Origin of the sequence: Vibrio sp. Hal054 (assembly GCF_037162405.1) — a bacterium.
Classification (GTDB): Bacteria; Pseudomonadota; Gammaproteobacteria; order Enterobacterales; family Vibrionaceae; genus Vibrio; species Vibrio diazotrophicus.
Genome location: NZ_JARLUT010000002.1, coordinates 560,053 through 585,403 on the forward strand (window position 1 = coordinate 560,053; position 25,351 = coordinate 585,403).

Annotated in this window: 21 protein-coding genes and 1 pseudogene; 14 read left to right on the top strand and 8 right to left on the bottom strand. The window is 44.1% G+C overall.

Annotation, left to right across the window (positions count from 1 at the left end; translation table 11 throughout):
• Positions 1-2: 2 nt before the first annotated feature.
• From moeA to P4S58_RS18615, 5 genes are all read left to right on the top strand, one after another.
• Positions 3-1,238, top strand: a complete 1,236-nt coding sequence (moeA, locus tag P4S58_RS18595; protein ID WP_337165135.1) for a molybdopterin molybdotransferase MoeA — start codon at positions 3-5, stop codon at positions 1,236-1,238.
• Positions 1,239-1,246: 8 nt separating this feature from the next.
• The gene (moeB, locus tag P4S58_RS18600; RefSeq protein WP_337165136.1) at positions 1,247-1,999 is read left to right on the top strand and encodes a molybdopterin-synthase adenylyltransferase MoeB; all 753 of its coding nucleotides are present in this window, start codon (positions 1,247-1,249) and stop codon (positions 1,997-1,999) included.
• 12 nt (positions 2,000-2,011) lie between these two features.
• Positions 2,012-2,311 (top strand): hypothetical protein, encoded by a 300-nt coding sequence (locus P4S58_RS18605; RefSeq protein WP_337165137.1) that lies wholly within the window; start codon positions 2,012-2,014, stop codon positions 2,309-2,311.
• A gap of 53 nt (positions 2,312-2,364) precedes the next feature.
• Positions 2,365-3,216, top strand: a complete 852-nt coding sequence (locus P4S58_RS18610) for a sulfurtransferase (RefSeq protein ID WP_337165138.1) — start codon at positions 2,365-2,367, stop codon at positions 3,214-3,216.
• Between the two features lie 91 nt (positions 3,217-3,307).
• Positions 3,308-3,559 (top strand): DUF2999 family protein, encoded by a 252-nt coding sequence (locus P4S58_RS18615; RefSeq protein WP_042483144.1) that lies wholly within the window; start codon positions 3,308-3,310, stop codon positions 3,557-3,559.
• A 92-nt stretch (positions 3,560-3,651) separates the two neighbouring features.
• On the opposite strand, the gene P4S58_RS18620 is transcribed toward P4S58_RS18615, so the two are convergent.
• The 3 genes from P4S58_RS18620 to P4S58_RS18630 all read right to left on the bottom strand — a co-directional run bounded on the left by P4S58_RS18620 (position 3,652) and on the right by P4S58_RS18630 (position 7,832).
• Positions 3,652-5,544, bottom strand: a complete 1,893-nt coding sequence (locus tag P4S58_RS18620) for a TRAP transporter permease (RefSeq protein WP_337165139.1) — start codon at positions 5,542-5,544, stop codon at positions 3,652-3,654.
• Between the two features lie 93 nt (positions 5,545-5,637).
• Entirely contained in the window at positions 5,638-6,567 is a 930-nt protein-coding gene (locus P4S58_RS18625) for a TAXI family TRAP transporter solute-binding subunit (protein ID WP_102986222.1), read from the bottom strand.
• 263 nt (positions 6,568-6,830) lie between these two features.
• Positions 6,831-7,832: a sugar-binding transcriptional regulator gene (locus P4S58_RS18630; protein WP_042483134.1), complete on the bottom strand. Its 1,002-nt coding sequence runs from the start codon at positions 7,830-7,832 to the stop codon at positions 6,831-6,833.
• 554 nt (positions 7,833-8,386) lie between these two features.
• Between P4S58_RS18630 and tal the strand changes: the two genes are divergently transcribed.
• Both tal and tkt read left to right on the top strand, forming a co-directional pair.
• Positions 8,387-9,337 carry a transaldolase gene (gene tal / locus P4S58_RS18635; RefSeq protein WP_102955441.1) on the top strand — a complete coding sequence of 317 codons (951 nt, stop codon included), beginning with the start codon at positions 8,387-8,389 and terminating at the stop codon, positions 9,335-9,337.
• A 112-nt stretch (positions 9,338-9,449) separates the two neighbouring features.
• Positions 9,450-11,444 (top strand): transketolase, encoded by a 1,995-nt coding sequence (tkt, locus tag P4S58_RS18640; RefSeq protein ID WP_337165143.1) that lies wholly within the window; start codon positions 9,450-9,452, stop codon positions 11,442-11,444.
• A 68-nt stretch (positions 11,445-11,512) separates the two neighbouring features.
• Here the strand turns inward: tkt and P4S58_RS18650 are convergent.
• Positions 11,513-12,408, bottom strand: a pseudogene (locus tag P4S58_RS18650) (LysR family transcriptional regulator).
• Between the two features lie 127 nt (positions 12,409-12,535).
• Here P4S58_RS18650 and P4S58_RS18655 point away from each other — a divergent pair.
• Positions 12,536-14,473, top strand: a complete 1,938-nt coding sequence (locus tag P4S58_RS18655) for a TonB-dependent receptor domain-containing protein (RefSeq protein ID WP_337165146.1) — start codon at positions 12,536-12,538, stop codon at positions 14,471-14,473.
• An 84-nt stretch (positions 14,474-14,557) separates the two neighbouring features.
• On the opposite strand, the gene P4S58_RS18660 is transcribed toward P4S58_RS18655, so the two are convergent.
• Both P4S58_RS18660 and P4S58_RS18665 read right to left on the bottom strand, forming a co-directional pair.
• Positions 14,558-16,120, bottom strand: a complete 1,563-nt coding sequence (locus tag P4S58_RS18660) for a methyl-accepting chemotaxis protein (RefSeq protein ID WP_337165147.1) — start codon at positions 16,118-16,120, stop codon at positions 14,558-14,560.
• Positions 16,121-16,325: 205 nt separating this feature from the next.
• A complete protein-coding gene (locus tag P4S58_RS18665) occupies positions 16,326-16,940 on the bottom strand; it encodes an OmpA family protein (RefSeq protein WP_042483106.1) in 615 nt (204 codons plus the stop codon).
• A gap of 153 nt (positions 16,941-17,093) precedes the next feature.
• Here P4S58_RS18665 and P4S58_RS18670 point away from each other — a divergent pair, with 153 nt between their 5' ends.
• Positions 17,094-17,720, top strand: a complete 627-nt coding sequence (locus tag P4S58_RS18670) for a thiol:disulfide interchange protein DsbA/DsbL (RefSeq protein WP_102962575.1) — start codon at positions 17,094-17,096, stop codon at positions 17,718-17,720.
• 11 nt (positions 17,721-17,731) lie between these two features.
• Positions 17,732-18,205: an FKBP-type peptidyl-prolyl cis-trans isomerase gene (locus P4S58_RS18675; RefSeq protein ID WP_042483099.1), complete on the top strand. Its 474-nt coding sequence runs from the start codon at positions 17,732-17,734 to the stop codon at positions 18,203-18,205.
• A gap of 99 nt (positions 18,206-18,304) precedes the next feature.
• Here P4S58_RS18675 and P4S58_RS18680 read toward each other — a convergent pair whose 3' ends face one another.
• A complete protein-coding gene (locus P4S58_RS18680) occupies positions 18,305-18,907 on the bottom strand; it encodes a beta-phosphoglucomutase family hydrolase (protein WP_102987322.1) in 603 nt (200 codons plus the stop codon).
• 139 nt (positions 18,908-19,046) lie between these two features.
• Here P4S58_RS18680 and P4S58_RS18685 point away from each other — a divergent pair, with 139 nt between their 5' ends.
• Positions 19,047-20,810: a methyl-accepting chemotaxis protein gene (locus tag P4S58_RS18685; protein WP_112403590.1), complete on the top strand. Its 1,764-nt coding sequence runs from the start codon at positions 19,047-19,049 to the stop codon at positions 20,808-20,810.
• Between the two features lie 84 nt (positions 20,811-20,894).
• Here P4S58_RS18685 and P4S58_RS18690 read toward each other — a convergent pair whose 3' ends face one another.
• Positions 20,895-21,425 (bottom strand): GNAT family N-acetyltransferase, encoded by a 531-nt coding sequence (locus tag P4S58_RS18690; RefSeq protein WP_042483088.1) that lies wholly within the window; start codon positions 21,423-21,425, stop codon positions 20,895-20,897.
• A 164-nt stretch (positions 21,426-21,589) separates the two neighbouring features.
• Between P4S58_RS18690 and P4S58_RS18695 the strand changes: the two genes are divergently transcribed.
• The 3 genes from P4S58_RS18695 (at position 21,590) to napG (ending at position 25,346) form a co-directional block, all read left to right on the top strand.
• The gene (locus P4S58_RS18695; protein WP_337165149.1) at positions 21,590-22,711 is read left to right on the top strand and encodes an acyl-CoA desaturase; all 1,122 of its coding nucleotides are present in this window, start codon (positions 21,590-21,592) and stop codon (positions 22,709-22,711) included.
• Between the two features lie 301 nt (positions 22,712-23,012).
• Positions 23,013-24,380, top strand: a complete 1,368-nt coding sequence (gene dcuC, locus P4S58_RS18700; RefSeq protein ID WP_042483081.1) for an anaerobic C4-dicarboxylate transporter DcuC — start codon at positions 23,013-23,015, stop codon at positions 24,378-24,380.
• 204 nt (positions 24,381-24,584) lie between these two features.
• Positions 24,585-25,346 carry a ferredoxin-type protein NapG gene (napG, locus tag P4S58_RS18705; RefSeq protein WP_042483438.1) on the top strand — a complete coding sequence of 254 codons (762 nt, stop codon included), beginning with the start codon at positions 24,585-24,587 and terminating at the stop codon, positions 25,344-25,346.
• Positions 25,347-25,351: the final 5 nt, after the last annotated feature.

Genomic DNA, 25,351 nt, shown 5'->3' on the forward strand with positions numbered 1-25,351 from the left:
GAATGGGCTGTTGTGACGCTCCGGGCTTAATGCCTCTTGAAGAAGCTTTAGAAAAAATGCTGGCTGGCATTAAACCAATTCAATCGACACTTCAACTTCCACTCGCAGACGCCATCGGCTATGTACTTGCAGAAGACATTCTTTCACCTATCAACGTACCACCATTCGATAACTCTGCGATGGATGGGTACGCGGTTAGAATCAGCGAATTAGCGCAAAACCAACCTCTGCCTGTAGCGGGTAAATCATTTGCTGGCCAACCTTTTGAAGGCGAATGGCCATCAATGACCTGTGTACGTATCATGACTGGCGCGCAAATTCCTCAAGGTTGTGATGCGGTGATCATGCAGGAACAAGCGACGGTCACCGAAGACGGCGTTACTTTTTGCCAAACTCAGGTTAAACCAAACAACAATATCCGCCCTGTTGGCGACGACATTCGCCAAGGTGATATCGTTCTCAACAAAGGTGCTCGTCTGACCGCTCGCGATATTCCGATGATCGCGACCTTAGGTGTTAGCCATGTAACTGTCTTCAGAAAACCGAAAGTCGCCTTTTTCTCTACTGGTGACGAGCTGAAACCATTAGGCACTGAGCTTAAAGCTGGCGAAATCTATGACAGCAACCGTTACGGTATCAAACCGCTGATCATTAACTTCGGTTGTGAAGCTATTGATCTTGGCATTATTCCTGACTGCCCTAAAACGCTTAAAGAGACATTTGAAAAAGCGCAATGCCTTGCCGATGTGGTGGTAACTTCCGGTGGCGTCAGCGTTGGTGAAGCGGATTTCACTAAAGACATTCTTGATGAAGTGGGTCAGATTGGTTTTTGGAAACTGGCAATCAAGCCGGGTAAACCTTTCGCCTTTGGCTCTCTAGGTGATGCTTGGTTCTGTGGCCTTCCGGGTAACCCTGTTTCTGCGGTATTGACTATGTATGTACTGGTTCAGCCTATGCTGGCTAAGCTAGGTGGTCATTCGCAATGGAAATCACCAGAATCGATTCCGGCGATTACTCGTACTGCATTCAAAAAAGGACCGGGCAGAACGGATTTCCAACGCGGCATTTACACCATCGAAAATGGTCAGTTTGTTGTAGAAACGACGGGGAATCAGAGTTCAGGTGCCTTCCGCTCTATGAGCTTAGCCAACTGTTTTGTGGTACTTGAGCGTGAACGTGGCAGCGTTGAAGTGGGTGAAACCGTCAACATTCAACTGTTTAACTCAACGTTATATTAGGCTCGAGTATGGAAATCCTAAGCGACGCAGAAATGCTGCGTTACAACCGCCAGATCATCCTTAAAGCATTTGATTTTGAAGGACAGGAAGCGCTGAAGCAGTCTTCGATTCTGATCCTCGGCGCTGGTGGCTTGGGATGTGCCTCTAGCCAATATCTTGCAACTGCTGGCATAGGTAAACTGACGCTGATTGATGACGATAAAGTGGAGCTGTCGAACTTGCAGCGTCAGGTGCTTCACCATGATGCGGATATCGGAAAGCTTAAAGTGGAATCCGCAGCGCAAGCGTTAAAAGAACTTAACCCAGAGCTTGAAATTGTTACCGTAGCGAAAAGACTTAATGATGAAGCCCTGTTAAGTCTAGTTCAGGACCATGATTTGGTGTTGGATGCCAGCGACAACGTAGATACGCGTAACCAGCTTAATCGCCTTTGTTACCAGACCAAAACACCGTTAGTTTCCGGCGCTACCATTCGCATGGAAGGCCAAGTGAGCGTGTTTACTTATCAAGATCAGCAAGAGCCTTGCTATCAATGCTTAAGTGCGCTGTTTGGAAGTAATGCGCTTTCTTGTGTTGAAGCGGGTGTCATGGCGCCTGTGGTTGGCATTATCGGTGCGGTTCAGGCAATGGAAGCGATTAAGGTCATTGCAGGTTTAGGTAAACCAATCCAAGGCAAAATTCTGATGCTTGATGCTATGACCATGTCTTGGCGTGAAATGAAACTGATGAAGCAACCTCACTGCCCTACTTGTGGCAGTTAAAAGTGACTGTGTATGTCTTCAGCTAAGAAACTGACCATACTGCTGTTGCTGCTCACCTTATTACTGGTCGCCATGCTTGCATTGCGGCCAAAGCGTACTCAAATCGAACTCCAAGTTCATCTTATCGATAATACACTTACACAATCACTGGACGGTCAGAGGCGTTATTTCCTCGTTGAGTCAAAGGATACCGGAAAGCAGCTCATCAACGTTCCGCCAACCACGGATTGCCAAGTTGGTGATGTGATCACTGTAGAGAAAGTATTAACCGAACAGCAAGATATCTATTACCGTTTTATTTCTTGCCCTTAATTGAGTACCTTAATGGACTAAGTTTTACGTGAACCCAACTAAGGATTTGTTGAATGTCACCACTTGTTTCACCCGAATGGCTTGTCGAGCGTTTGGACGATCCTCGCCTAGTTATCCTAGACAGTAGCCTAGAGTTTCAGATCCCCTCTGAATCAGAGAAAGACTGGGTAAATAAAATCCCTAATGCACGTCGATTCGATTACGACAAAGAGTTTTGCGACATTGAAACTTCACTTCCGCATATGATGCCAAGTGAAGAGCGTTTCAACCATCTTGCTCAAGAGCTAGGAATCAATAATGATTCCATCATCGTTATTTACGACAACAGCGGCACTTTCGCATCCCCTAGAGCGTGGTGGATGTTCAAAGCCTTCGGTCATTCGCAGGTTTACATCCTTAATGGCGGCTTAACCGAATGGAAAGCACAAGGTTACAACGTCACTCAGGGGTATCTCGCTGACGTAGAAAAAGGCGACTTTAACGGTACTTTACAGGCGAACTATTTCGTTGATGCCAATTATGTCAAAGCAAAAATTGACGATGAAGCAAGCTTAACTGTCGATGCTCGCTCTCGTGCTCGCTTTCTTTCCCAAGTAGCCGAACCAAGAGCTGGTCTACGCAGTGGACATATTCCCAACTCCTGCAATCTACCTTTTGCTGAACTAATGGATGGGCATAAACTCAAGACAGCCAACGATTTGTCTGCGATTTTGAAATCAACGCTAACCAAAGACGCTGATGAGTACGTGTTCAGTTGTGGTTCAGGCGTTACCGCTTGTATCGTTCTGTTAGCCGCGCTGGTGTGTGGTTACGAAAATCTTTCTGTTTATGATGGCTCATGGACCGAATGGGGAGCCTCTACGGACCTGCCAATAGAAACAGCAAACGACACTGATAACGTTTAAAGCAAAGATTAAACATTCGCAGAAATTGTTATAGACTGCGCCCGATTTTAATTTTAGAAACCTGTTCAGGTTAGTTTTAAAAGGTAAAAAAATGAACCCAATTATTGCACTGTTGAAAGAGAACAATGTAAGCAACGACAAAATCCAAGAGCTATTCCAAGCGTTAACGCAGAATCCTCTAGCTGCAATGGCGATTGTCGGCCAACTCGGTTTACCTCAGGAGCAATTACAACTGCTGATGGGTCAGGTAATGCAAAATCCAGCTCTAATCAAAGAAGCTGTTGAAGAACTAGGTTTGGATTTTTCTAAAGTAGAAGAAGCAAAAGCGAAGCTGCAACAATAAGCTTGGTTTGAAAAGTGCCAGAAACAAAAAGCACGATTAACTGAATATAAGGCCGTCAATATGACGGCCTTATTACTTGACAAAGAAGTGCTCTAAGCTTGCGAAAGTGCTCTGCTCTGTTGTCGATAGTTCATCAGACAAATCACGACAATAACGGCAAGAGCTATTAAACGATTGAGATCAGATAAGAACAATACCCCGAGCGCCATACATAGTAAGACCGCACGTTGCCACATCAGCAAAGAAACAAACAAACGCCCTTCTATACCGCCAGCGAAGGCGATAAACAAACTGATGGTAGCGATGATAGCTATCGCGAAGTGCAGATGCTCTCCTTCCACCCAAATCAATCCTGAAAATGCCATCATGGCTGGAATTAAGAAAAATCCCTGCGCCAGTTTAAAGGCCTGAACGGCTGAGCGCATTGGTGACGCATTGGCTATCCCTGCGCCTGCAAATGCTGCAAGTGCAATTGGTGGTGTTACGTTAGAAGTTTGTGATAACCAGAACACTATCATGTGCGCAGCCAGAAGGGTCACACCGAAGTCCATTAATGCCGGAACCGCCATGATCGACAACACGATATAAGCGGCGGTAACTGGAAGCCCCATACCCAAAATGACGGCAGCAAGCGCGATAAGAGCTAACGCGGACCATAAATAGCCGCCAGACATTGCGATCAGAAATTGGGTAAATTGCAAACCAATGCCGGTTTGACCAACCACACCAACAACAATACCAGCCGTAGCACAAGCAACCGAAATAGGCAGAGCCAGAAGCGCACCTTCTTTTAATCCTTCCAAGAAAAGCTTCACACTAATACGGCTGTGTTTGCGCGTCATCGCAGCTACAAGAATTGAGGCACAGCCAATTACACCCACCAATACTGGCGAATAGCTCATCATCAATAGAACAGTGATAAGAATAAGTGGTACTAGATAATGCCAACCACTACGCAACACTGTGGCGATTTTTTCGGTTTGAGTCATCCCCTGAAGATCTAACTTACACGCCATCAGATGCACATAAAGTAACGTACACGCAAAATACAAAATGGCTGGGGCAATAGAAACAATTAGGATCTCACTGTAAGGAATACCAGTAAACTGAGCCATAACGAACGCGCCAGCCCCCATCACTGGAGGCATAATCTGCCCGCCCGTTGATGCGGCGGCTTCAATCCCTGCAGCTTGTTCAGACTTATAACCCAGTTTTTTCATCATGGGGATAGTCAAAGCGCCCGTTGTCACAGTATTAGCAATCGCTGACCCAGATATAGATCCAAGTGCAGCTGATGCGATAACACTTGCCTTAGCTGGGCCACCACGATATTTACCTGCAACAGAAAACGCCATATCGATAAAGAACTGACCCGCTCCTGTTACTTGTAAAAAAGCCCCAAACAGAACAAACATAAACACTACACCAGCAGCAATCGCTAACGGCGCACCGTAAACACCATTTGTGGAATAAATGTGGAAACGGATGATCTCTTCAACACTAAAACCTTTGCTTGCAACGTTGTCAGGAAGTACATCACCAAACATCGCATACACCAGAAACAGCACCGCGATGAGCACCATCACCAAACCTACCGTTCTTCGCGTTGCTTCGAGTAACAGCAGAATGAGAACAATTCCCGCAGCCTGATCAAGCGACTGCAAACCGTCCAGCAAAAAGCTGATGTCGTCATAATCAAACAAAGCAATCTGTGTCGATGCCCAGCACGTAAGCGCCACACACGCTAAGTCGATAATTCGTCCCAACAAGTAAATAGCAAACGGCTTTCGGTCACTAAACAGAGGGTAGACCAAGAACACAAGTGCCAATACCCAGCTGACGTGTATCGGCCTAAAAACAGGGGCTGACAGATTGGCCAGAATGCCCTGCCAAATCTGAAAAACAGAAAGAGCGATAGCCGCAATCGCGGCTATCGTAACAATGACATTGGTAATTTTTTGGTTACGAGGATGAAATTCACTCATCACTTACTCCATGTAACATTACTTATCGTCCATTTGGTTTGAAGGAAGTCCAACTGTTCACAGTCAAGACTTCCCACCAAACATTACAACGTTTTATTTCATTTGTTCTTTGCGATATTTCTCTGCACCTGGGTGAAGAGCGATACCTTGCAGCTTAGTCATATTCTCAATCGTAGTGAATTTAGTTACATCAATCACTTGGCGAATTTTGTCGATATTTTCAAACGCCACTTTTGTCATGTCGTACGCCATGTCTTCACTCATATTGTTGTTAACAACCAATACGTTCCATACCGCTGGCGCTTTAAAGGCTGGCACTTTGTTGTAAGAATCCGCAGGAACATCAATTTGAATGTATGACGGATAATCTTGCGTGATTTTTGCCAGTTCCTCTTCGCTAAAACTTAAGATGCGGATATCACGAGTCAGAGCGAGTTCGGTAATCGCCCCCACTCCCACACTGCCTACAACCACACCCGCATCAATTTGATTATTCGCCAGCGCACTGGTTGTCGCGGTGTAGTTCAGTGATTGAGCTTTGATGTCATCTTCAGTGATACCCAAAGTATTAAGGATATTTACCGCACTAACGCGAGTACCTGAACCCGGCGCACCCAGTGAAATACGTTTGCCTTTTAGATCCGCAATCGAGTTGATATCAGATTTAGCCGGAACGATAAATTGCACCACGTTTGGATATAGAGCAAAGAGAACAGATACATCCAGTTTTTTAGGGAAAGGTTTAACACCGCTCGCCGCTTGAAGCACCACGTTACCCTGTGCAATACCTACCAGTTGTTTGTCAGTAGAAACCTTAATGGTGTTTTCAACCGATGCCGCGGTTACTTCTGCGCGCATATTAAAGTCTGGTAAGTTTTCGCTCCAAATCTTCGCCAGCATACCGCCCAAAGGATAATAAGTACCACTTTGACTACCCGTACCAATAGTGTAGTTTTCTGCCATTGCAGGCAGAGAAAATGCCATTGCTACAGCTAATAAACCCGTCCTTAGTTTTTGATACATAAGTGCTCCTTCAAAATGTGATTCTAGGGTTGTATATATTTAATGTTTCCATATTGTTATGAAATGGATAATGAGAAATAGCAATACGGCTTACGGCGAAATGAGAGTTTGATATGCAAATATGCCCCTGTTTAAAAAGCAGTCGTGATATTGACCTCACTCTCAAAAAGCAGTGATGAGGAGTTATATTTCAATCAACAAGATTTGTTCAGATATGAAAAAAGGAGGCCATGGCCTCCTTGAGAACTGCTCTAAAACTCATTTTATCTCTGTGAGCGAGAGATACTGCTCATCTGCTCGTCTAAGTTCAAAACGGTCAACGCATTACTGACACTGGTCGCAATCACATCAATCGCGCCAGTACGCAAAGCCCCTAATAGTGCAAGTGGCTTACTGTTTTCCGCTGCAATGGCTACGACTTCTGAAACCAAACGGAACTCATCGATACTCAAACCAATCACTCGATCATTCATTACCGTATTGGCAATCTCGCCCTGAACATTGAAAAAGTCGTGACCAGCAAAATCCCCTACCACGCCTTGTTGCAGGCGTGATTGAACGACTTCTTCTGCTGTGAACCAACCAAGATCGACCATATAACTGTTTTCACTCATATCACCGATACCAATCAGAGCCATGTCGGCTTTTCTTGCCAAATCGAGTGTTTGTTTAACCGTTGCGTTCTGCATAAACGCTAATTTTTGATCTCGGTTCTCAGCGTATGCTGGTGCATATAAGGTTTCAGAAGAACCACCGTATTTTTTTGCTAGCTGACGACAGATATGGTCGGCATTAAACATGCCGCCGCGAGGGTGAATACCGCCGATACCACAGACAAACTTACAATCACGAGGTGTAATAACGCCCACATGATGGGCAACAGCAGAAACGTTACGCCCTTGCCCAACACTAACCACCATGCCATTTTTTAGCGTATTGGTTAGATAGTGGGAGACTAATCCTGCAACCTGCTGACGCTGCTGCTCTTCGTTAGGTTGATCCAACGCGATCAGCGCACGCTTAACGCCAAAGCGCTCAATTAAACGTTGCTCTATCTTTGCACTGAATACCGGATGGTATTTCACCGTGATTTCAACAATACCTTCATCTCGTGCTTGTTTGAGCAAACGGCCGACTTTGGCACGAGAGAGTGCGAACTTCTTAGAAATCTCTTCCTGAGTTGCTCCATCTTGGTAGTAAGCAACTGAAACTTCAGTCAATAAGTCTGTATTTTCTAGAGAAATTTCTGGGGTTGGATTGTTCATCATCGACTCTTATCTGTGAAATTGTGCTCATTATATTTAAAACTGAGCATCCGCTCATTGACCTAGCATATGTTACACCCATGCAAGCATGCAACATTTGCTCAGCAAGATTACATATTCTCACTCATTTTTTGAGAGATTGAGCATACTAAGAACGTATAACAAGGCCTACGCAATCGTTTTGTCTTATTCGCCCTTTGAACACAAGTAAATTAATGTTGATTTAGGTCACTAGAAATGAGAAATCACAATTGACATTCACCGCAGATCAGATAAATATGGACACATCATTTACTCATAGATTGAACATATGTTCATTGCAAATGTTCGAGCTGTGAAAAACATTATGTTTATGTGAATTGAACAGTGTTGTTGAACTTATATGTAGCGTTAAAGTAGCTACAATGTTTTCTAACCTGTTTGCAATGCCAAGCCACTATTTTTGTCGTACTAAGTGACACTTTTGTCTTGTTAAATGACATTGTCTTGCTCTGTGACTGGCATATTAAACGGCAGGCAAAGCCCAACGAGAAACGAGAAATAGGACGATCGAAATGAGCAATAAATTAGAGCAACTTCGTAAACTGACTACCGTTGTAGCAGACACCGGTGAAATTGAAGCAATCAAAAAATACCAACCAGAAGACGCAACAACTAACCCTTCTCTAATTCTTAAAGCTGCTCAAATTGCCGAGTACGCGCCACTTATCGATCAAGCTATCGAATACGCGAAAACTCAAAGCAATGACAAGGCTCAACAAGTTCAAGATACTTGTGACATGCTTGCGGTTAACATCGGTAAAGAAATCCTTAAAACGATCCCAGGTCGTATCTCTACAGAAGTAGATGCTCGTCTTTCTTACGACACTGAAGGCAGCATTGCTAAAGCTCGTCAACTTATCAAAATGTACAACGATGCTGGCATCTCTAACGATCGTATTCTGATTAAACTGGCTTCTACTTGGGAAGGTATCCGTGCGGCTGAAGTTCTAGAAAAAGAAGGCATCAACTGTAACCTAACTCTTCTATTCTCATTTGCTCAAGCTCGTGCGTGTGCTGAAGCTGGCGTTTACCTAATTTCTCCATTCGTTGGCCGTATCATGGACTGGTACAAAGCAAAAGAAGGTCGTGATTTCGCTGCTCAAGAAGATCCAGGTGTACTGTCTGTTTCTACCATTTACAACTACTACAAAGAGCACGGCTACAAAACTGTCGTTATGGGCGCAAGCTTCCGTAACATCGGTGAGATCCTAGAACTAGCTGGCTGTGACCGTCTAACAATTGCTCCTTCACTTCTTGCTGAACTAGAAGCCGCAGAAGGTGAAGTTGTAGCGAAACTTGTTGACTCTAAAGGCAGCAAAGAGCGTCCAGCAGCGATGACTCACGCTGAATTCCTATGGGACCACAACCAAGATCCAATGGCAGTAGAGAAACTTGCAGAAGGTATCCGCAACTTCGCTATCGACCAAGGCAAACTTGAAGCGATGATCGAAGCTAAGCTTTAATTCAAATTTAAGAAGCGAGTGAAAACTCGCTTCGCTTTTTATACTTGTTTCAAATTGAGCAGAGTTTAAAATTCTGCTCTCAATATTATTCAAACTTAACTGAGTGACGACTATGAATCGCAAACAATTGGCTAACGCTATCCGTGCTCTGAGCATGGACGGTGTTCAAAAAGCTAACTCTGGCCACCCAGGTGCCCCAATGGGTATGGCGGATATCGCTGAAGTACTTTGGCGTTCGCACCTAAACCACAACCCACAAAACCCTAACTGGGCTGACCGCGACCGTTTCATCCTTTCTAACGGTCATGGCTCGATGCTGATTTACTCACTGCTTCACCTGACTGGTTACGAGCTTTCAATCGACGACCTTAAAAACTTCCGTCAGCTTCACTCTAAAACTCCGGGTCACCCTGAGTACGGTTACGCACCGGGTATTGAAACGACTACTGGCCCTCTAGGTCAAGGTATCACTAACGCTGTGGGTATGGCGCTAGCAGAGAAAGCGCTTGCTGCTCAGTTCAACAAAGAAGGCCATGAGATTGTTGACCACTACACGTACGCGTTCATGGGCGACGGTTGTATGATGGAAGGTATCTCGCACGAGGCATGTTCTCTTGCTGGTACTCTAGGTTTGGGCAAACTGATTGCATTCTGGGATGACAACGGTATTTCTATCGATGGTCATGTAGAAGGTTGGTTCGCTGACGATACACCAAAACGTTTTGAAGCATACGGCTGGCACGTTATTCCTGCCGTTGATGGTCACGATGCTGACGCAATCAATGCGGCAATTGAAGCGGCGAAAGCAGAAACAGGTCGTCCTACTCTAATTTGTACTAAAACAATCATCGGTTTTGGTTCTCCTAACAAAGCGGGCTCTCACGACTGTCACGGTGCTCCACTAGGCGCTGATGAAATCCAAGCAGCACGTGAATTCCTAGGTTGGGAACACGCACCATTTGAAATCCCAGCAGATATCTACGCGAACTGGGATGCAAAAGAAGCAGGCGCAGCAAAAGAAGCCGCATGGGAACAAAAATTCGCAGCATACGCAGCGGCCTACCCAGAGCTAGCAGCAGAATTCAAACGTCGTGTGAACGGCGAACTTCCTGCTGAGTGGGAAGAGAAAGCGAACGCAGTGATTGCTGAGCTTCAAGCTAACCCAGCCAACATTGCATCACGTAAAGCATCGCAAAACGCACTAGAAGCGTTTGGTAAAATGCTACCTGAATTCATGGGCGGCTCGGCTGACCTTGCACCTTCTAACCTCACCATGTGGTCTGGCTCTAAGTCAATCACGCCAGAAGATGCATCAGGCAACTACATCCACTACGGTGTTCGTGAATTCGGTATGACGGCTATTATGAACGGTATCGCGCTACACGGTGGTTTCGTTCCTTACGGCGCAACCTTCCTGATGTTCATGGAATACGCACGTAACGCACTGCGTATGGCGGCATTGATGAAAGTGCAAAACATCCAAGTGTACACGCACGACTCTATCGGTCTTGGCGAAGATGGACCAACTCACCAACCGGTTGAGCAAACGGCTTCTCTACGTCTGACTCCAAACATGAGCACATGGCGTCCATGTGACCAAGTAGAATCAGCAGTGGCTTGGAAACTGGCTATCGAGCGTAAAGATGCGCCTACTGCGCTTATCTTCTCTCGTCAAAACCTAGCACAGCAAGCACGCTCAGCAGAGCAAGTGGCTGACATCGCTAAAGGTGGTTATATCCTGAAAGATTGTGCAGGCAAACCTGAGCTAATCCTGATTGCAACAGGCTCTGAAGTTGAATTGGCTGTTAAAGCAGCTGAGCAACTAACCGCTGAAGGCAAACAAGTACGCGTAGTTTCAATGCCATCAACAGATGCATTCGACAAGCAAGACGCGGCTTACCGTGAAGCTGTACTTCCTGCTGACGTAACTGCACGTATCGCTATCGAAGCAGGTATCGCGGATTACTGGTACAAGTATGTTGGTCTAAACGGCAAAATAATCGGTATGACCACATTCGGTGAGTCTGCACCAGCAGACCAACTGTTCAAGATGTTCGGTTTCACTGTTGAAAACGTAGTTGAGAAAGCAAACGAACTGCTTGCTTAATCAAATACGATAAGGAATAGAAATCCCCGCTATTGTGCGGGGATTTTTTTATCTTCTATGCAACGCTGCTATTGAGTTATCCACTCAGAGGGCACATTGTTTTCAATCAAATCCAGTAGTGCCAGTAAGCGTCTTGGAACCAACCCTTTTTGAACATAATAGTTAATATCCGTTGTTCCCGTTTTCCATTCGGACAAGCATTCGACAATCCGATTTGGGTGATGTTTTGAATAGCCGACAGCGATAGGGTCAGGTAATAGCCCTATTCCGTGTCCATTCGCAATAGAGTCAATCTGCAGCACCAAATTGTCGCTTTCGAATCGACTCTTCATCGGCTCCAAATAATAGGTTCTTTGATCAGATGTGGAAATCGTTACGCCCGTTTTGCGCACAGAACCGAAGTCGATCCAAGGGTGCCCATTAAGATCTTGAGGGTGTTGGATTTCTTCAACTTTTTTAAGTAATCAGGTGAGGCATAAACACCATATCGCCATTGACCTAGAGTCTGTTTACGCCATTCCAGATCGGGGGACTCACCCAACCAAATAACCAAGTCTGGCTTAGTGCTGTTGGAAGCAATTTCGCTTTTTAGTCGAACACGTACTTTAGGGTTATCACCAAGAAACATATTCAATATGTTGTTAAGCCAACCACGCATCAGGGCGGGATGACAAACAATGGTCAACTCACCTGACACCTTATTATTTAAACCTTGTATGGCGTCATAACTTTCATCTGCTATCTCTAACATCTGCTTGCTGTAACGAGCAAAGACTTGCCCTGCTTTGGTCAGCGTTAAGCGATTTCCCTCACGCACCGTGAGTGCTTGCCCAATATCAGCCTCCAATTGTGCCAGACGTCTGCTGACTGTTGATTTCGGCTGATTCAGTGCCTTAGCGGCAGCCGTTAAACTTTTATGCTCTTGCAAGGCCTCAAACGCTCTCATTGATGTCAGATCATGCATTTATATACCTCGTAAAAGTTCCATATTCGAAACAAAGCGTTCCATAAACCTCTCTATCCCCCACCAATACAAATGTGAATAATTACCACTTACTAATGATAACTATTATCACAAAATAAGGATAAACATGTCTACACTTAAACGTCAGGCGCTTTTCGTTGGCGGAACTGCCATTATTACTGCCCCATTCGCCTTTGCAGCCGATGCTGGTATCAATACAACAGAGACCATGGTCGTGACTGCCGCAGGCTACGAACAGGTTCAAACCGATGCCCCAGCCAGTGTCACACTCATCACTCAGGAAGAGTTGTCGTCGAAATACTATCGAGACGTAACTGATGCACTTTCCAATGTACCAGGCGTAGTGGTAACAGGCGGAGGAGACAGCAAGGATATCAGTATTCGCGGCTTAGGCTCGCAATACACATTAATGCTGGTTGACGGACGACGCTTATCATCTCGTGAGACTCGTCCAAACAGTGATGGTCCAGGTATTGAAGCGGCTTGGCTACCACCATTAGAAGCGATTGAACGTATCGAAATTATTCGCGGGCCTATGTCTACTCTTTACGGTTCAGATGCAATGGGTGGTGTCATCAACATCATTACGAAGAAGTCCAATTTGGAGTGGAGCGGTAATGTCCAACTCAGTACTCTCCTTCAAGAAAACCGAGACTCAGGTGATGAACAAAACACCAATTTCTTCGTTACAGGACCTCTGACCGACTCACTCTCTCTACAAGTTTATGGTCAGAATATACAACGCGACGAAGACATCATCGAAAACGGCTATCAAAACAAAACATTGCGTTCGATAGGCTCAAAGCTTAATTACCAGATCAGTGAACAACAAGAAGTGTCATTCACTGTAGAAACAACCAAGCAAGAACGCAGCGGAACTGAAGGATTAACAGTTGCGGATGGTGAAGATGATGAACTGAACCAATATGATCGTACGTCATTCGCACTCAGCCATTTAGGACACTGGAATACACTGGGTCAGTCAGATAGCTACATTCAGTACGAGCGAAATAACAACAAATCTCGCCAAATGACACTGGAAAATACCGTTGCAAAATCAACCTTAGTGATGCCTTTTGAGATCAACACTGTCAGTGTCGGTATCCAAGGTGAATACTCGAAACTTAACGATGAAACCAGTAATACTGGCGGTACTATTACCGAGCTAAACAACAGCCAAGGCGCAATATTTGTTGAAGATGAGTGGCGAGCTTTGGACAACTTTACTATCACAGCTGGCGGCCGTATTGATGTTAACGAAAACTACGGCTCTCACCTAAGCCCTCGTTTGTATGGTGTATGGAACATTGCTTCTGAGTGGACATTAAAAGGTGGTGTCTCAACCGGTTTTAAAGCGCCTCAGTTACGTCAAGCAAGTGATGATTGGGTTCAAGTCAGCCGCAGTGGCAACTTATACGGTAACTCTGACCTAAGTCCTGAAACAATGGTAAGCCAAGAACTGAACCTGATTTACAATGCTGATTCTGGTTTGCAGGCGTCACTTGGTCTATTCAACAATGATTTCAAAGATAAGATCACCAGCATTGAATGTTCGGCATCTGTGTGTACTGGTGATACAAGCTTGCGTGGTCGTCCACCTCGCCTATATACCAACGTTGATGAAGCTGTAACTCGTGGTGTTGAAGCTTCGCTAGATACGCCAATCGGTGAAAACTGGAAATGGGCAGCTAGCTATACATATACATACTCAAAACAGCTTACCGGTGATATGGCAGGTTCGCCTCTTACTCAGCTACCTAAGCACTTATTCTCAACTCAGTTAGACTGGCAAACAACCGAGCAGCTAAACAGCTGGGCAAAAGTGACTTACCGAGGCAAAGAGTCTGATCCTTCAAGCTTCAGAGATACAGACACAGCGCCTTCTTACACCTTTGTTGATGCTGGTATTACCTATCAGCTCACTGACAACACAAGATTAAAAGGTGCAATCTACAACTTGTTAGATGCTGATATTAGCTATGAAGAATATGGCTACGTCGAAGATGGACGCCGTTATTGGCTGGGCTTGGATGTAAACTTCTAAACATCTTAATTAACGGACATAAAAATTAATTAACGGAAATAGAAACGGAGACTTTAAGTCTCCGTTTCTATTTCTGAACGTTTCTTACTTCTCTTCGAAACGTGCCGCGAGAGTAATGAAATTATCCACTTGTTGTTTCATCTCTCGACTGTGCTCACTGACAATACTCGTAGCAGCAACGTTTTGAGTAGCAGCTGATGCGATAGAGTGAATATGGTGGTTCACCTCTTGAGTCAAACCGCGCTGCGCTTCAGCAGATTTCGCCATATCGCCCACTAACGTTTGCATGTCTGAAAGCATTCGTTCAACTTCATAGAGTCGATTACCCGTTTCCTCAGCAACTAAACCACACGCATGAGTTTGTATTTGGCTTTCTTGAATCTCATGCTGCCAAGACTTAATGGTGTCTAACATCGCAGATAAACTGTTTTGAATCTGGTGAGTCGCCTTTTGCGTTCTTCCAGATAGAGCACGAACTTCATCAGCAACAACCGAAAAACCTCTGCCCTGTTCCCCTGCTCTTGCAGCTTCAATAGCCGCATTCAGTGCCAGTAAGTTCGTTTGAGCAGCAATACCATCGATTTCTTCCATCAACTGGCTGACCGCATTGGCTTGCTCATTCAATTGATGTGTTGTGCCTGTTGCTCGTTCAGCTTGCTCCGCTAAAGCCATCAGATCAGAGTGCGTCTGTTGAATGGTTTGCTTCGTTTTCAAACATTGATTCTGCGCTTGATCTAACAAAGCATAGGCCTCATTGGTGCTGCTGGAGACCGCATCAGCGGCGGATTCTACAGAATCGGTTGCACTCATTACGCTCTGAATATCAATGTTTTGCTGTTCCAACGCTTGGTTAACTTCAACACAAGTTTGGTTAAGTTGTTCAGAAGTTGCATAAAGCGGCTTAGCGGAATCGACCATGCGCCCCAACACGGTACGAATACGCGCTGAGTACATACGCAGATGATAATCCGCATAGGAAAACTCACTGTTACCTGAATAAATAAGACGGCTGATACTGTCGTATTTATTCTTCAGCTTGTTAATTTGGCGAGGTGTTTCAATCAGTTCATTTCTAAATAGCAACGCTAACGCAGCAACAGGCAATAGACCAGAAATTAACTGAACAGCACTGTTTGCAGACGCCAAATAAGCTAATGATGGTGCAGATAATGAGCCCGCTAAAATGGCAGAACGAACAGAAGCAGGCAAAGTTAATGAGAAACTCTTACCGCCTTTCTCTGCTTTACACAACGCTTTATAGGCTTTACTTGCGGTTTCAACGCGTTCACGTTTTGGTTGAACACGGACTGACTGATAACCCGCTAGCTTTCCATTTTCGTAGATAGGGGTGACGTAGGCATCAACCCAGTAATGACCGTTGGTTTTAGTACGGTTCTTAACGATTCCGCGCCATGGATGACCTTTTTTTAAGTGACTCCACATATCGGCGAATGCCGCTTTAGGCATGTCAGGGTGACGAACGATATTGTGGTTCTGCCCTAACAACTCACTTTCATTAAATCCGGCTATGCGACAGAAGGTTTCGTTACAGTAGGTAATAACGCCTTTAAGATCTGTGGTAGAAACTAGTTGATCTGTCTTTCCGACTGGAACCTCCAGATCTGAGGCAACTTGATGAACTGACATACTTCTCGATATCTTATACGTTATATTTTGTGAGGGAATGTACACAAACGTTAATAATGTTTCAAAATTATTATCGCATTTTATTCGATAACTGAGAGTGCAATCAATTTCCTTTAAAACGATGAGGATATTAAACAAAAATCCCAGACGAAGCTGGGATTTAGAGTAGATGAAGGAGTTATTGACTATATGAATAATTGAACAATTAATTATTTGAAACGATGAATAACAGTTCTACTCTGCGGTTACACGCTCGCCCTTCTGTTGTGCGGTTTGTACACGCAGGGATGTATTCACCATAGCCACGTGTATAGATAGCATCTTTAGCTACTCTGTTCTTAATCAGCGTTGTTTTCACTGTGTCTGCACGTTTCACAGATAACGAATCATTAAAGGTTGGTTTACCCGTGCTATCCGTGTGTCCATCGATCACGACATCAATACCTTGTTGTCTTGAAAGAAAGTCACTCATCATTGATAGCCAATGGTATGACTCTTGTGAAACCTTAGAAGAACCCGTTTCAAATTGGACTGAATCTTTTAGGCGAACCATAACATGGTTGCCAGGCAGCACTTCATAGTCCACGCCGTTGTGTAGCAGAAATTGTTGCAAAGCTTCGTAACTGCTAGTGCGAACTTGACCCAATGGACCCCGAACTCCTGAAGTTGCGCTGCGTGATGGCGCTACCCACTCAGGATTACGGACATCCATTTCGCCTTTCGGTGCCGCATCTAATAAATTGTTGCTGAACATACGGTCGGTTTGTAGAGAACCACAACCAGCTAATATCAACATCAGTGGGAAAACTAAAAATTTCATCGAATACATCACCCTTCAATCTAACTACATACATTTATCGGCACCATTTATAAAACTTTATAGAAAATTGATAACAATTTGTTTATCCGTGGTTTGCGTCACATCATTAAGCCGTTAGAATCTAAGCTAGTGTTTTTTAAAGGCGAATCTAATATGAAAAAATTGCTCACTGGCTTTATAAGTTTGTTTTCCTTGGTATTTTTACTCTCTGGGTGTAGCGACAATTCAACACCAATCGAAGGAGAACAATACCAACTATTGCCAGCGAATCTTTCTACCTATCGCTTAGCACCTGTGACAGAAGTATTCTCACTCACTTGCGGTCATTGCCGAAAAATGGAAACTATCATTCCTCAACTTGAACAGTTGACGAACGAACATTTTGGCAAGCTGCACGTAACTTTCAATGAAGGTGCAAAGATCGGCGCTATGATTTACTACACAGCAGTAATGCAGTTAGATGGCATCCCAGATACTGCAATGATGGATGAATTATTCGCTGCTGTTCAGATGGGTGAAGGTGCAACACTGACCGATCGCCAAGCTGCGATTGAAAAAGCGTTTACTGACCGAAACCTAACTACGCCTTATCACTTAACTCAAGAGCAGCAAAAATCGGTGATGAGCATGATGAAAACCGCAGACAAAGCGTCACGTGAAGGCCAAATCAACGCCGTTCCAACTTTTGTGGTTAAAGGAAAATATCAAGTCCTAACCAGCGGCCACAAAGATGTGGAAGGTATTGCAAAAACTATTAGCTACTTACTCACTCAACCATAAGATCAATAACCATGTATAAAATCGTTTTTCCTATTGTTATTTTTGTACTTGCAGCATTTTTCGTATACCGCACTTGGACAAACCATAAAGCCGGTGAAGAGCAACTTGCACTTGGTCAGGCATTCTTAACAGAGAATGCCGCTAAGCCAGATGTTCACACCACTGAAAGTGGTTTGCAGTATCTTGTTCTTGAAGAAGGAACAGGTACGGTTCATCCAAAAGCAAACAGCAAAGTAACGGTTCACTACGAAGGTAAACTGCTAGACGGCACTGTCTTCGACAGTTCTTACCAACGCAATGAACCAATTACATTTGGCTTAAACCAAGTGATTAAAGGCTGGCAAGAAGGTGTTCAGTTAATGGTTGAAGGGCAAAAAATGCGTCTTTTCATTCCCGCAAACCTTGGTTATGGCAAAAGTGGCACTGGCCCTATTCCGCCGTCAGCAACCCTGATCTTTGACGTAGAATTAATTGCGATTAACTGATCACCGGCACTTTGTTAAAAGCCAGCGTTTTGTAACGGCTTAAAAACCGGACAGTGACAAAAGAGCCGCCTCAAGGCGGCTCTTTTTATGGAAATGAAGTTATGCCTTATATGGAAAGAACTGCAATCCGTGTTCTGTCACCATAATGCAATCCATACCACCTGCATGCGCAGCTTGTTTGCCGAGATTGGTATCTTCAAACACCACGCACTCTTGAGGTTCTAATCCCAATAATTCACACGCCGTTAAAAACGTTTGTGGGTGAGGCTTATGATTTTCAACATCTGTCGCCGTGACCAACGCATCCAACTTATCAAGCATATTTACTCGGGTCAGTAGCTTAATGGCACTTACTCGTTGGCTCCCAGTACCGACCGCCAACTTCTTCTTACCTAAGTTCGCTTCAAGCAGGCTCGCAGTGTCTGTAATCAAATCGCCGCTTTCATCAATTTGACTAAACGCCTTCATCTTGTAATCAGAGACAGCTTTTGGGTCGAGTTCAATGCCATACGCTTTACTCACCTCAACAGCAATTTTTATACTCGGCATTCCGCCCATGCTTTGCAGCCATTTTGCATCAAATGGAAAACCAAATTTCTCAGCGGTAACACGCCAAGCTTCGACGTGTGCAGGCATCGTATCGATAAGGGTTCCGTCCATATCAAAAATCAAACCTTTGTACTTTTCTACGTCTATAGTCATCCGACCAAGGCTCCTGTCATAAAACTTTAATAATTGTCATGCATATATTAGCCGACACTAACTTATAAGGGGCCGTTTCCCCTGCACTCACGACGATAATAACAAAAATATCTATAAACTTTATTAACCAGGTAAACATATGAATATTAAACAAAAGCTGTATTCATTGGGTGTTATTGCTGTCTTGGGCATCATTACCCTTCTAATTAGTTCTAATTACTTCGCTAATACGACTCGTGAATTAACTCACGCCATCACTTTAGTCGACAAGCTTGAAATTCGATTACTTAATTTGCGCCGTAACGAAAAAGATTTTTTACTTCGCAGCAGTACAAATTACCTAGATACATTCAAAAAGAACAGTGAACATTTTTTAAGTTTAGAATCTGAACTATCGCTCATTCTGTCTTCCAATCAACTAGGGTCATCGACTGCTCTGCGCAATGATCTTCTTTCTTACAAAAAAGGATTTGAAGATCTAGTCGCCGCTTATGTTCAACTAGGTTTAGACAAAGAGTCTGGTTTACTTCAAAAGTACTACGCACTCTTCAACCAAGCGTTTAGTAACGCTAACAAAGAAGGTCAACTAGAGCTAACTCTATTTGATAACAATGTTCGCTCAGGGACGATTAATCCGCAGGGAGAAATCGCATCAATGTCCGAGCTTATTGCGGCAGCAAAAACAGTTACGCTACAAGAGCAAAAAATCGGCCTGAAATACAATGAAGGTTTGTTGGGCAATACACGCAACCTTTCACACAATGTTGAAGAGCAATTTAAAACGTTTTCTGAAACATTGAGTAAAGAAGTGGATAACCGCCGTTCTGAAATCGCGATGATTGAAAACAGTATTACTGTGTTCGTAATTATCGTGATCTTTGGACTTATCTTCCAGATTAGCCGCACAATCAACATTCGCGTTAACCGTATGTTGACTGTTATTCACAACATTTCTGATACTAACAATATCGGTTTGCGCTCAGACATCACGGGCAAAGACGAACTTGCATCGGTCAGCCACTACTTCAATAAACTGCTCGATAAATTCGAGACGCTGATTTCAGGCTCTCAGGCGAAATCGAACCAGTTATCTACCAGCACTGCAGCCATGCACAATGAGTTGGAAGAAGTACTGCGACACTTTAATGCACAAGCTGAACACACCGCTATGATGGCAACATCCGTACAGGAAATGGTTTCCGCTATCGGCGAGATCTCAGAAAGTACCAGCGTGGCAGTTGAAGGGGTTCAACAAGCCTCACACAACGCAGAGAACGGTCGCTTGGTGGTCGATTCGACCGTGAACAATATTGAACAACTCTCTAAAACGTTGGAATCTAGCCAGCACTCAATTACGTCTTTGAACAATCATGTTGAGAAAATTGGCGGCGCCGTGAACATCATTCAGGGAATCGCTGAACAGACGAACCTTCTTGCACTTAACGCGGCCATTGAAGCAGCACGGGCGGGCGAACAAGGCCGAGGTTTTGCAGTGGTAGCCGACGAAGTTCGTTCTCTGGCAACAAGAACTCACGAGTCGACCGAAGAAATCACTAAGGTCGTTGCAGCCATTCAGTCGCAAATGGGTCTAGTCGTGAAGGACATTGAACAGTGTAATGCTCAGAGCCAAGAAACCTTGATGGATTCCCATAAACTTGATGAAAGCCTGAGCCTGATTATTTCAGATATGAGTAACATTCAGGCAAACTCTGAACGCATCGCTTCTGCGATAGAAGAACAAGGCATTGTGATGAACCAAGTCAGTGAGTCGATCACTGAGCTTAACTCTATCTCAGAAGACAATATGCATTCAGCCCAGCAAGTGATGTCTGAAGTGGATATGGTCTCTCAACAAGCCAAAGAGATGGATAAAGCCGTATCGGAATTCACCACGAAACGCTAATAATCCGTAAGATTCGCTATAATAACAAAAAGCCCAGCAAGTGCTGGGCTTTTTGTTATAACTAGACTATCCAAATACTTCTATTTATTCGATGGACGCCAGCATCAGTTTTGGTGTTTTCCAAGCGTAAACGAATTCTGGTACTTCAGTTCCACAAGGTGCTTTCCATAACTTTTGTAATTGATGTTCACCACCGATGTGATCGTAAAAGTCGATAGCCTGTCTGTTTTGTTCCAATACTTCCAGATAGACGCCATTATCTGGGAAGTAGTGATCAATCCACTTTGCCATTTCGCGAATCAGCTTCTTGCCGAGTCCACGTCCCTGATATTCAGGGTCAATATGCAGTGATTCAATAATACTGCCACGTTCAAAATCGTGATTTCCAAACGCACAAATAAAACCAACTAACTGGTCTTTTTCTTCCAACAACAAAATATGCTGATTAAAAGGTGGGTTGGTCAGGCGGGTTTGCCAAATCACAAGTCTGTCCGGCAGTGCTTCATTATCGAGATAATCTTGCTTCAATAAACCTTGGTAATGTGTTTTCCAACTACGAACATGAAGAGCAGCGATTTTTTCATAATCACTATATTCCGCTATCCTAATTTCCATTTATTAGTCCTTATAACTTCCTGTAAGGATTTCTAGTACCCATTCATACTATTCATTTAGGATGAAAAAGCAAAACATACTGGTCACAATTTTGCTAAAGTTATTTGACTTACACGTGTTCGCTGATAATCTAGCGCACACTTGTAAGCCCAAAGGACTTTATCATGACAAATAAGCCGCCAGTTATATGGCTAAATGTCGCAATATTCTCACTCAGTTTTATTTTAGCTGCGGTTGTTACACCGTGGTTTGGTTGGCATTTTGGCTTCGGTGCTGAGCACTGGGTTTGGCTGATCGTCTGCTTTGCTTTCTGCAACCTGTCAATCACCATGGGCTATCACCGCCTATGGTCACACAAGACTTTTGAAGCCCATTGGCTAGTTCGTTTGTTGTGTGCTCTCGGAGGTGCATTTGCGTTGCAAAATAGCGCACTGCATTGGTCTTCCGATCACCGAGTACACCATAAGTTTGTCGACCAGAATGACAAAGATCCCTACTCAGCAAAGAAAGGCTTTTGGTATTCACACATCGGTTGGATGCTGCGTCACTACAACCAAGCGGTGTATGACGACTACAGTAACTGCCGTGATCTACAAAAAGATAAGATTGTGATGTGGCAACATCGTTATTACGTGCCTCTTGCAGTGCTTATGAACCTTGGTGTGCCTCTACTACTTGGCATTATCTATAACGATATTATCGGTATGCTGCTGATGGTTGGCGCTGTTCGTCTGGTACTTAACCACCACACCACTTTCTTTATTAATTCTCTGGCGCATATTTGGGGTTCACAGCCATACACCAATAAGAACACCGCAAGAGACAATGGCGTTTTGGCTTTCTTCACCTTTGGTGAAGGCTATCATAACTATCACCACATCTTTGAAAATGATTACCGAAACGGTATTTATTGGTGGCAGTACGATCCAACCAAATGGCTCATCAAAGCTTGCTCATGGGTAGGCTTGACCAAGAAGCTAAGAAAAGCCCCAGCACTGAAAATTGAGAAGGCACGCGCACAGATGGCGCTTGTTTATGTGCAAAGCAGAATCCTGTCACTGCCAAACCACGTCGTATTAATGAATAGCTTTCAACATGAATTTGATGCTTTCATCAGCGAACTGCACAATTACTACGATATTAAAAGACAACTGCTTGAAAGTAAGAAAAACCTAGCATTTAAGAAGTATGAACGTTCTATGCTCAAGGTTCGCTACGAGCAAGTTAAACTCGATTTTGTTGAAAAAAGAAACCGCTGGAACCGAATAGTTTCACAATACGCTTAATTCTCCCCTCTTTTAAAAAAGTGGCGCATTTGTGTCACTTTTCTTTTTTAACTCCTTAGCATTAGAAATTCTCATACAAACGATAATATTATCTAATAAATATATTTCTTAATATTATTCGGAGTTATTATTCACAAAAAGAACAATACCCTGTAAATGATAGTTTAATTTTTATTGCTTTAGATCATTCAAAGTGCAAGTTGAACTCGTGCCACAGAGAAGTTTCGAGTAAATTGCCGTAACACTTTGCAACATTTACTTTTAACTTTACTCGCATCATTCTCATAGATTGGAGACTACTATGCTTGAACTTCTCATCGGGTTAGTTGTTACGATTGCTGTTGGATACCTGATCGTAAAAGGCTACAAAGCGGCTGGCGTACTACTGACTGGTGGTCTTGTGCTACTCATTCTCACCGGTATTATCGGTCATACTGTATTACCTAAAAACGTTGCTTCAACAGGCAACTTGCTTACAGACTCATTAGAATACGTGAAATTCATGCTACAAAACCGAGGCGGTGGCTTGGGTATGCAAATCATGCTGTTGTGTGGTTTTGCTTCTTACATGACTCATATCGGTGCAAATAATGTTGTGGTAAAACAGTTTTCTAAACCACTTTCTTTTATTAAATCACCTTACATTCTGCTTGTTTCTGCATATATCGTAGCTTGTTTAATGTCACTGGCTGTAAGCTCTGCAACAGGTCTAGGCGTGCTATTGATGGCTACCTTGTTCCCTATGATGACAGCGATGGGTATCTCACGCCCAGCAGCAGCAGCGGTATGTGCTTCACCAGCGGCAATCATTCTTTCTCCAACGTCTGGCGATGTTGTTATTGCGGCTGAAAAATCAGGCTTGAGCCTAGATGTGTTCGCGGTACAAACCGTTCTTCCTGTGTCTATATGTGCGATTATCGTTATGGCGATTACCGCTTACTTCTGGAACAAATATCTGGATAAGAAAGACAACACGCCAATGGAACGAGTTGATGTGTCTGAAATTGAAGTTAATGCACCAGGTTATTACTCAATTCTGCCATTCCTTCCAATCATTGGGGTGTTCCTGTTTAACGGTAAAACCATCGAAGGTTTATCTCTGGATATCTACACCATCGTTGTCGCTTCTATTTTTGTCGGTGCTTTGGTTCATTACGTATCTCGCAAGTTCAACGGCAGAGAAGCTTTAGAAGATCTAGAAGTTTGCTACGACGGTATGGCTGATGCGTTTAAAGGCGTGGTAATGCTATTAGTGGCAGCAGGCGTATTTGCACAAGGCTTGATGTCTATCGGCGCTATCGACAACCTACTTCACCTTGCAGAAACTGCGGGCGCAGGTGGCGTTGCACTAATGCTTATTCTGACTATCTTGACGGTTGCCGCAGCAATCGCAACAGGTTCAGGTAACGCACCTTTCTACGCATTCGTGGAACTTGCACCGTCATTGGCTGGAAAATTGGGTCTAAACCCAGCGTTCCTAATTATTCCAATGCTACAAGCATCAAACCTAGGCCGTACTATTTCGCCTGTATCAGGTGTTATCGTTGCAACTTCAGGTATGGCGCACTTAAGCCCGTTTGAAGTAGTTAAACGCACCTTCCTACCAGTGATGACAGGTTTGATTACCGTAATTATTGGTACTACGGTTCTTGTTCCTATGATGGCGTAACATCAGCCGAACTTAACCATGAAAAGACCAGCGATTCGCTGGTCTTTTTGTTTTCAATCTCTGCACATTTTTTCATTTATATTAGCTTTCACTTGACCTGAATCAACGGAGTGTTCGTACACTACTTTGGAGGTAGCGACTATTCTTATGCACACAGATAATGTGGTTATAATTTTAGTAGTGCGTTTTATACAGGGTTGGCGTATGAAAACTTCTCGTCCAAAAATTTCCGAAAGCCGCCGTCGCTTCTTAAGAGATGCTTCTAGAACTGCAGTCGGTGTCGGTGCAGCCGCATCGCTCCTCGGATTGCAATCTTTGCAAAGTCAGGCAAGAGAAACTTCTGGTGTCCCTATTCGCCCACCAGGTGCATTACCAGGTAACGATTTCGAGAAAGCCTGCGTGCGTTGCGGCTTATGCGTTCAAGCATGCCCATACGATACGTTGAAGTTAGCTTCGCTTCTTTCACCTGTTGCTGCGGGTACGCCGTACTTTACTGCGAGACAAATACCTTGCGAGATGTGCGAAGACATTCCTTGCGTGAAAGCCTGCCCCAGCGGTGCACTTGATCCTGCACTGACCGATATAGATGATGCAAGGATGGGAACTGCAGTACTGATCGACCAAAAGAACTGCCTTAATTTTCAAGGCCTACGTTGCGATGTTTGTTACCGCATCTGCCCTGCTATCGATAAAGCCATCACCCTTGAAACCATCCGAAATGAAAGAACAGGTTTTCACGCCAAATTTATTCCCACCGTTCATGCCGACTACTGTACGGGTTGCGGTAAGTGCGAAGAAGCCTGTGTGTTAGATGTAGCGGCAATAAAAGTGGTGCCAACAGAGCTTGCGCAAGGTCAGTTAGGTAAACATTACCGCTTGGGCTGGGAAGAGCATTCTGAAGTGCGTATCGACACCGAAGAACACGGTGGCGTTCCAATTAAACCATTTAACGGCAACCAGCTTTAGGAGGG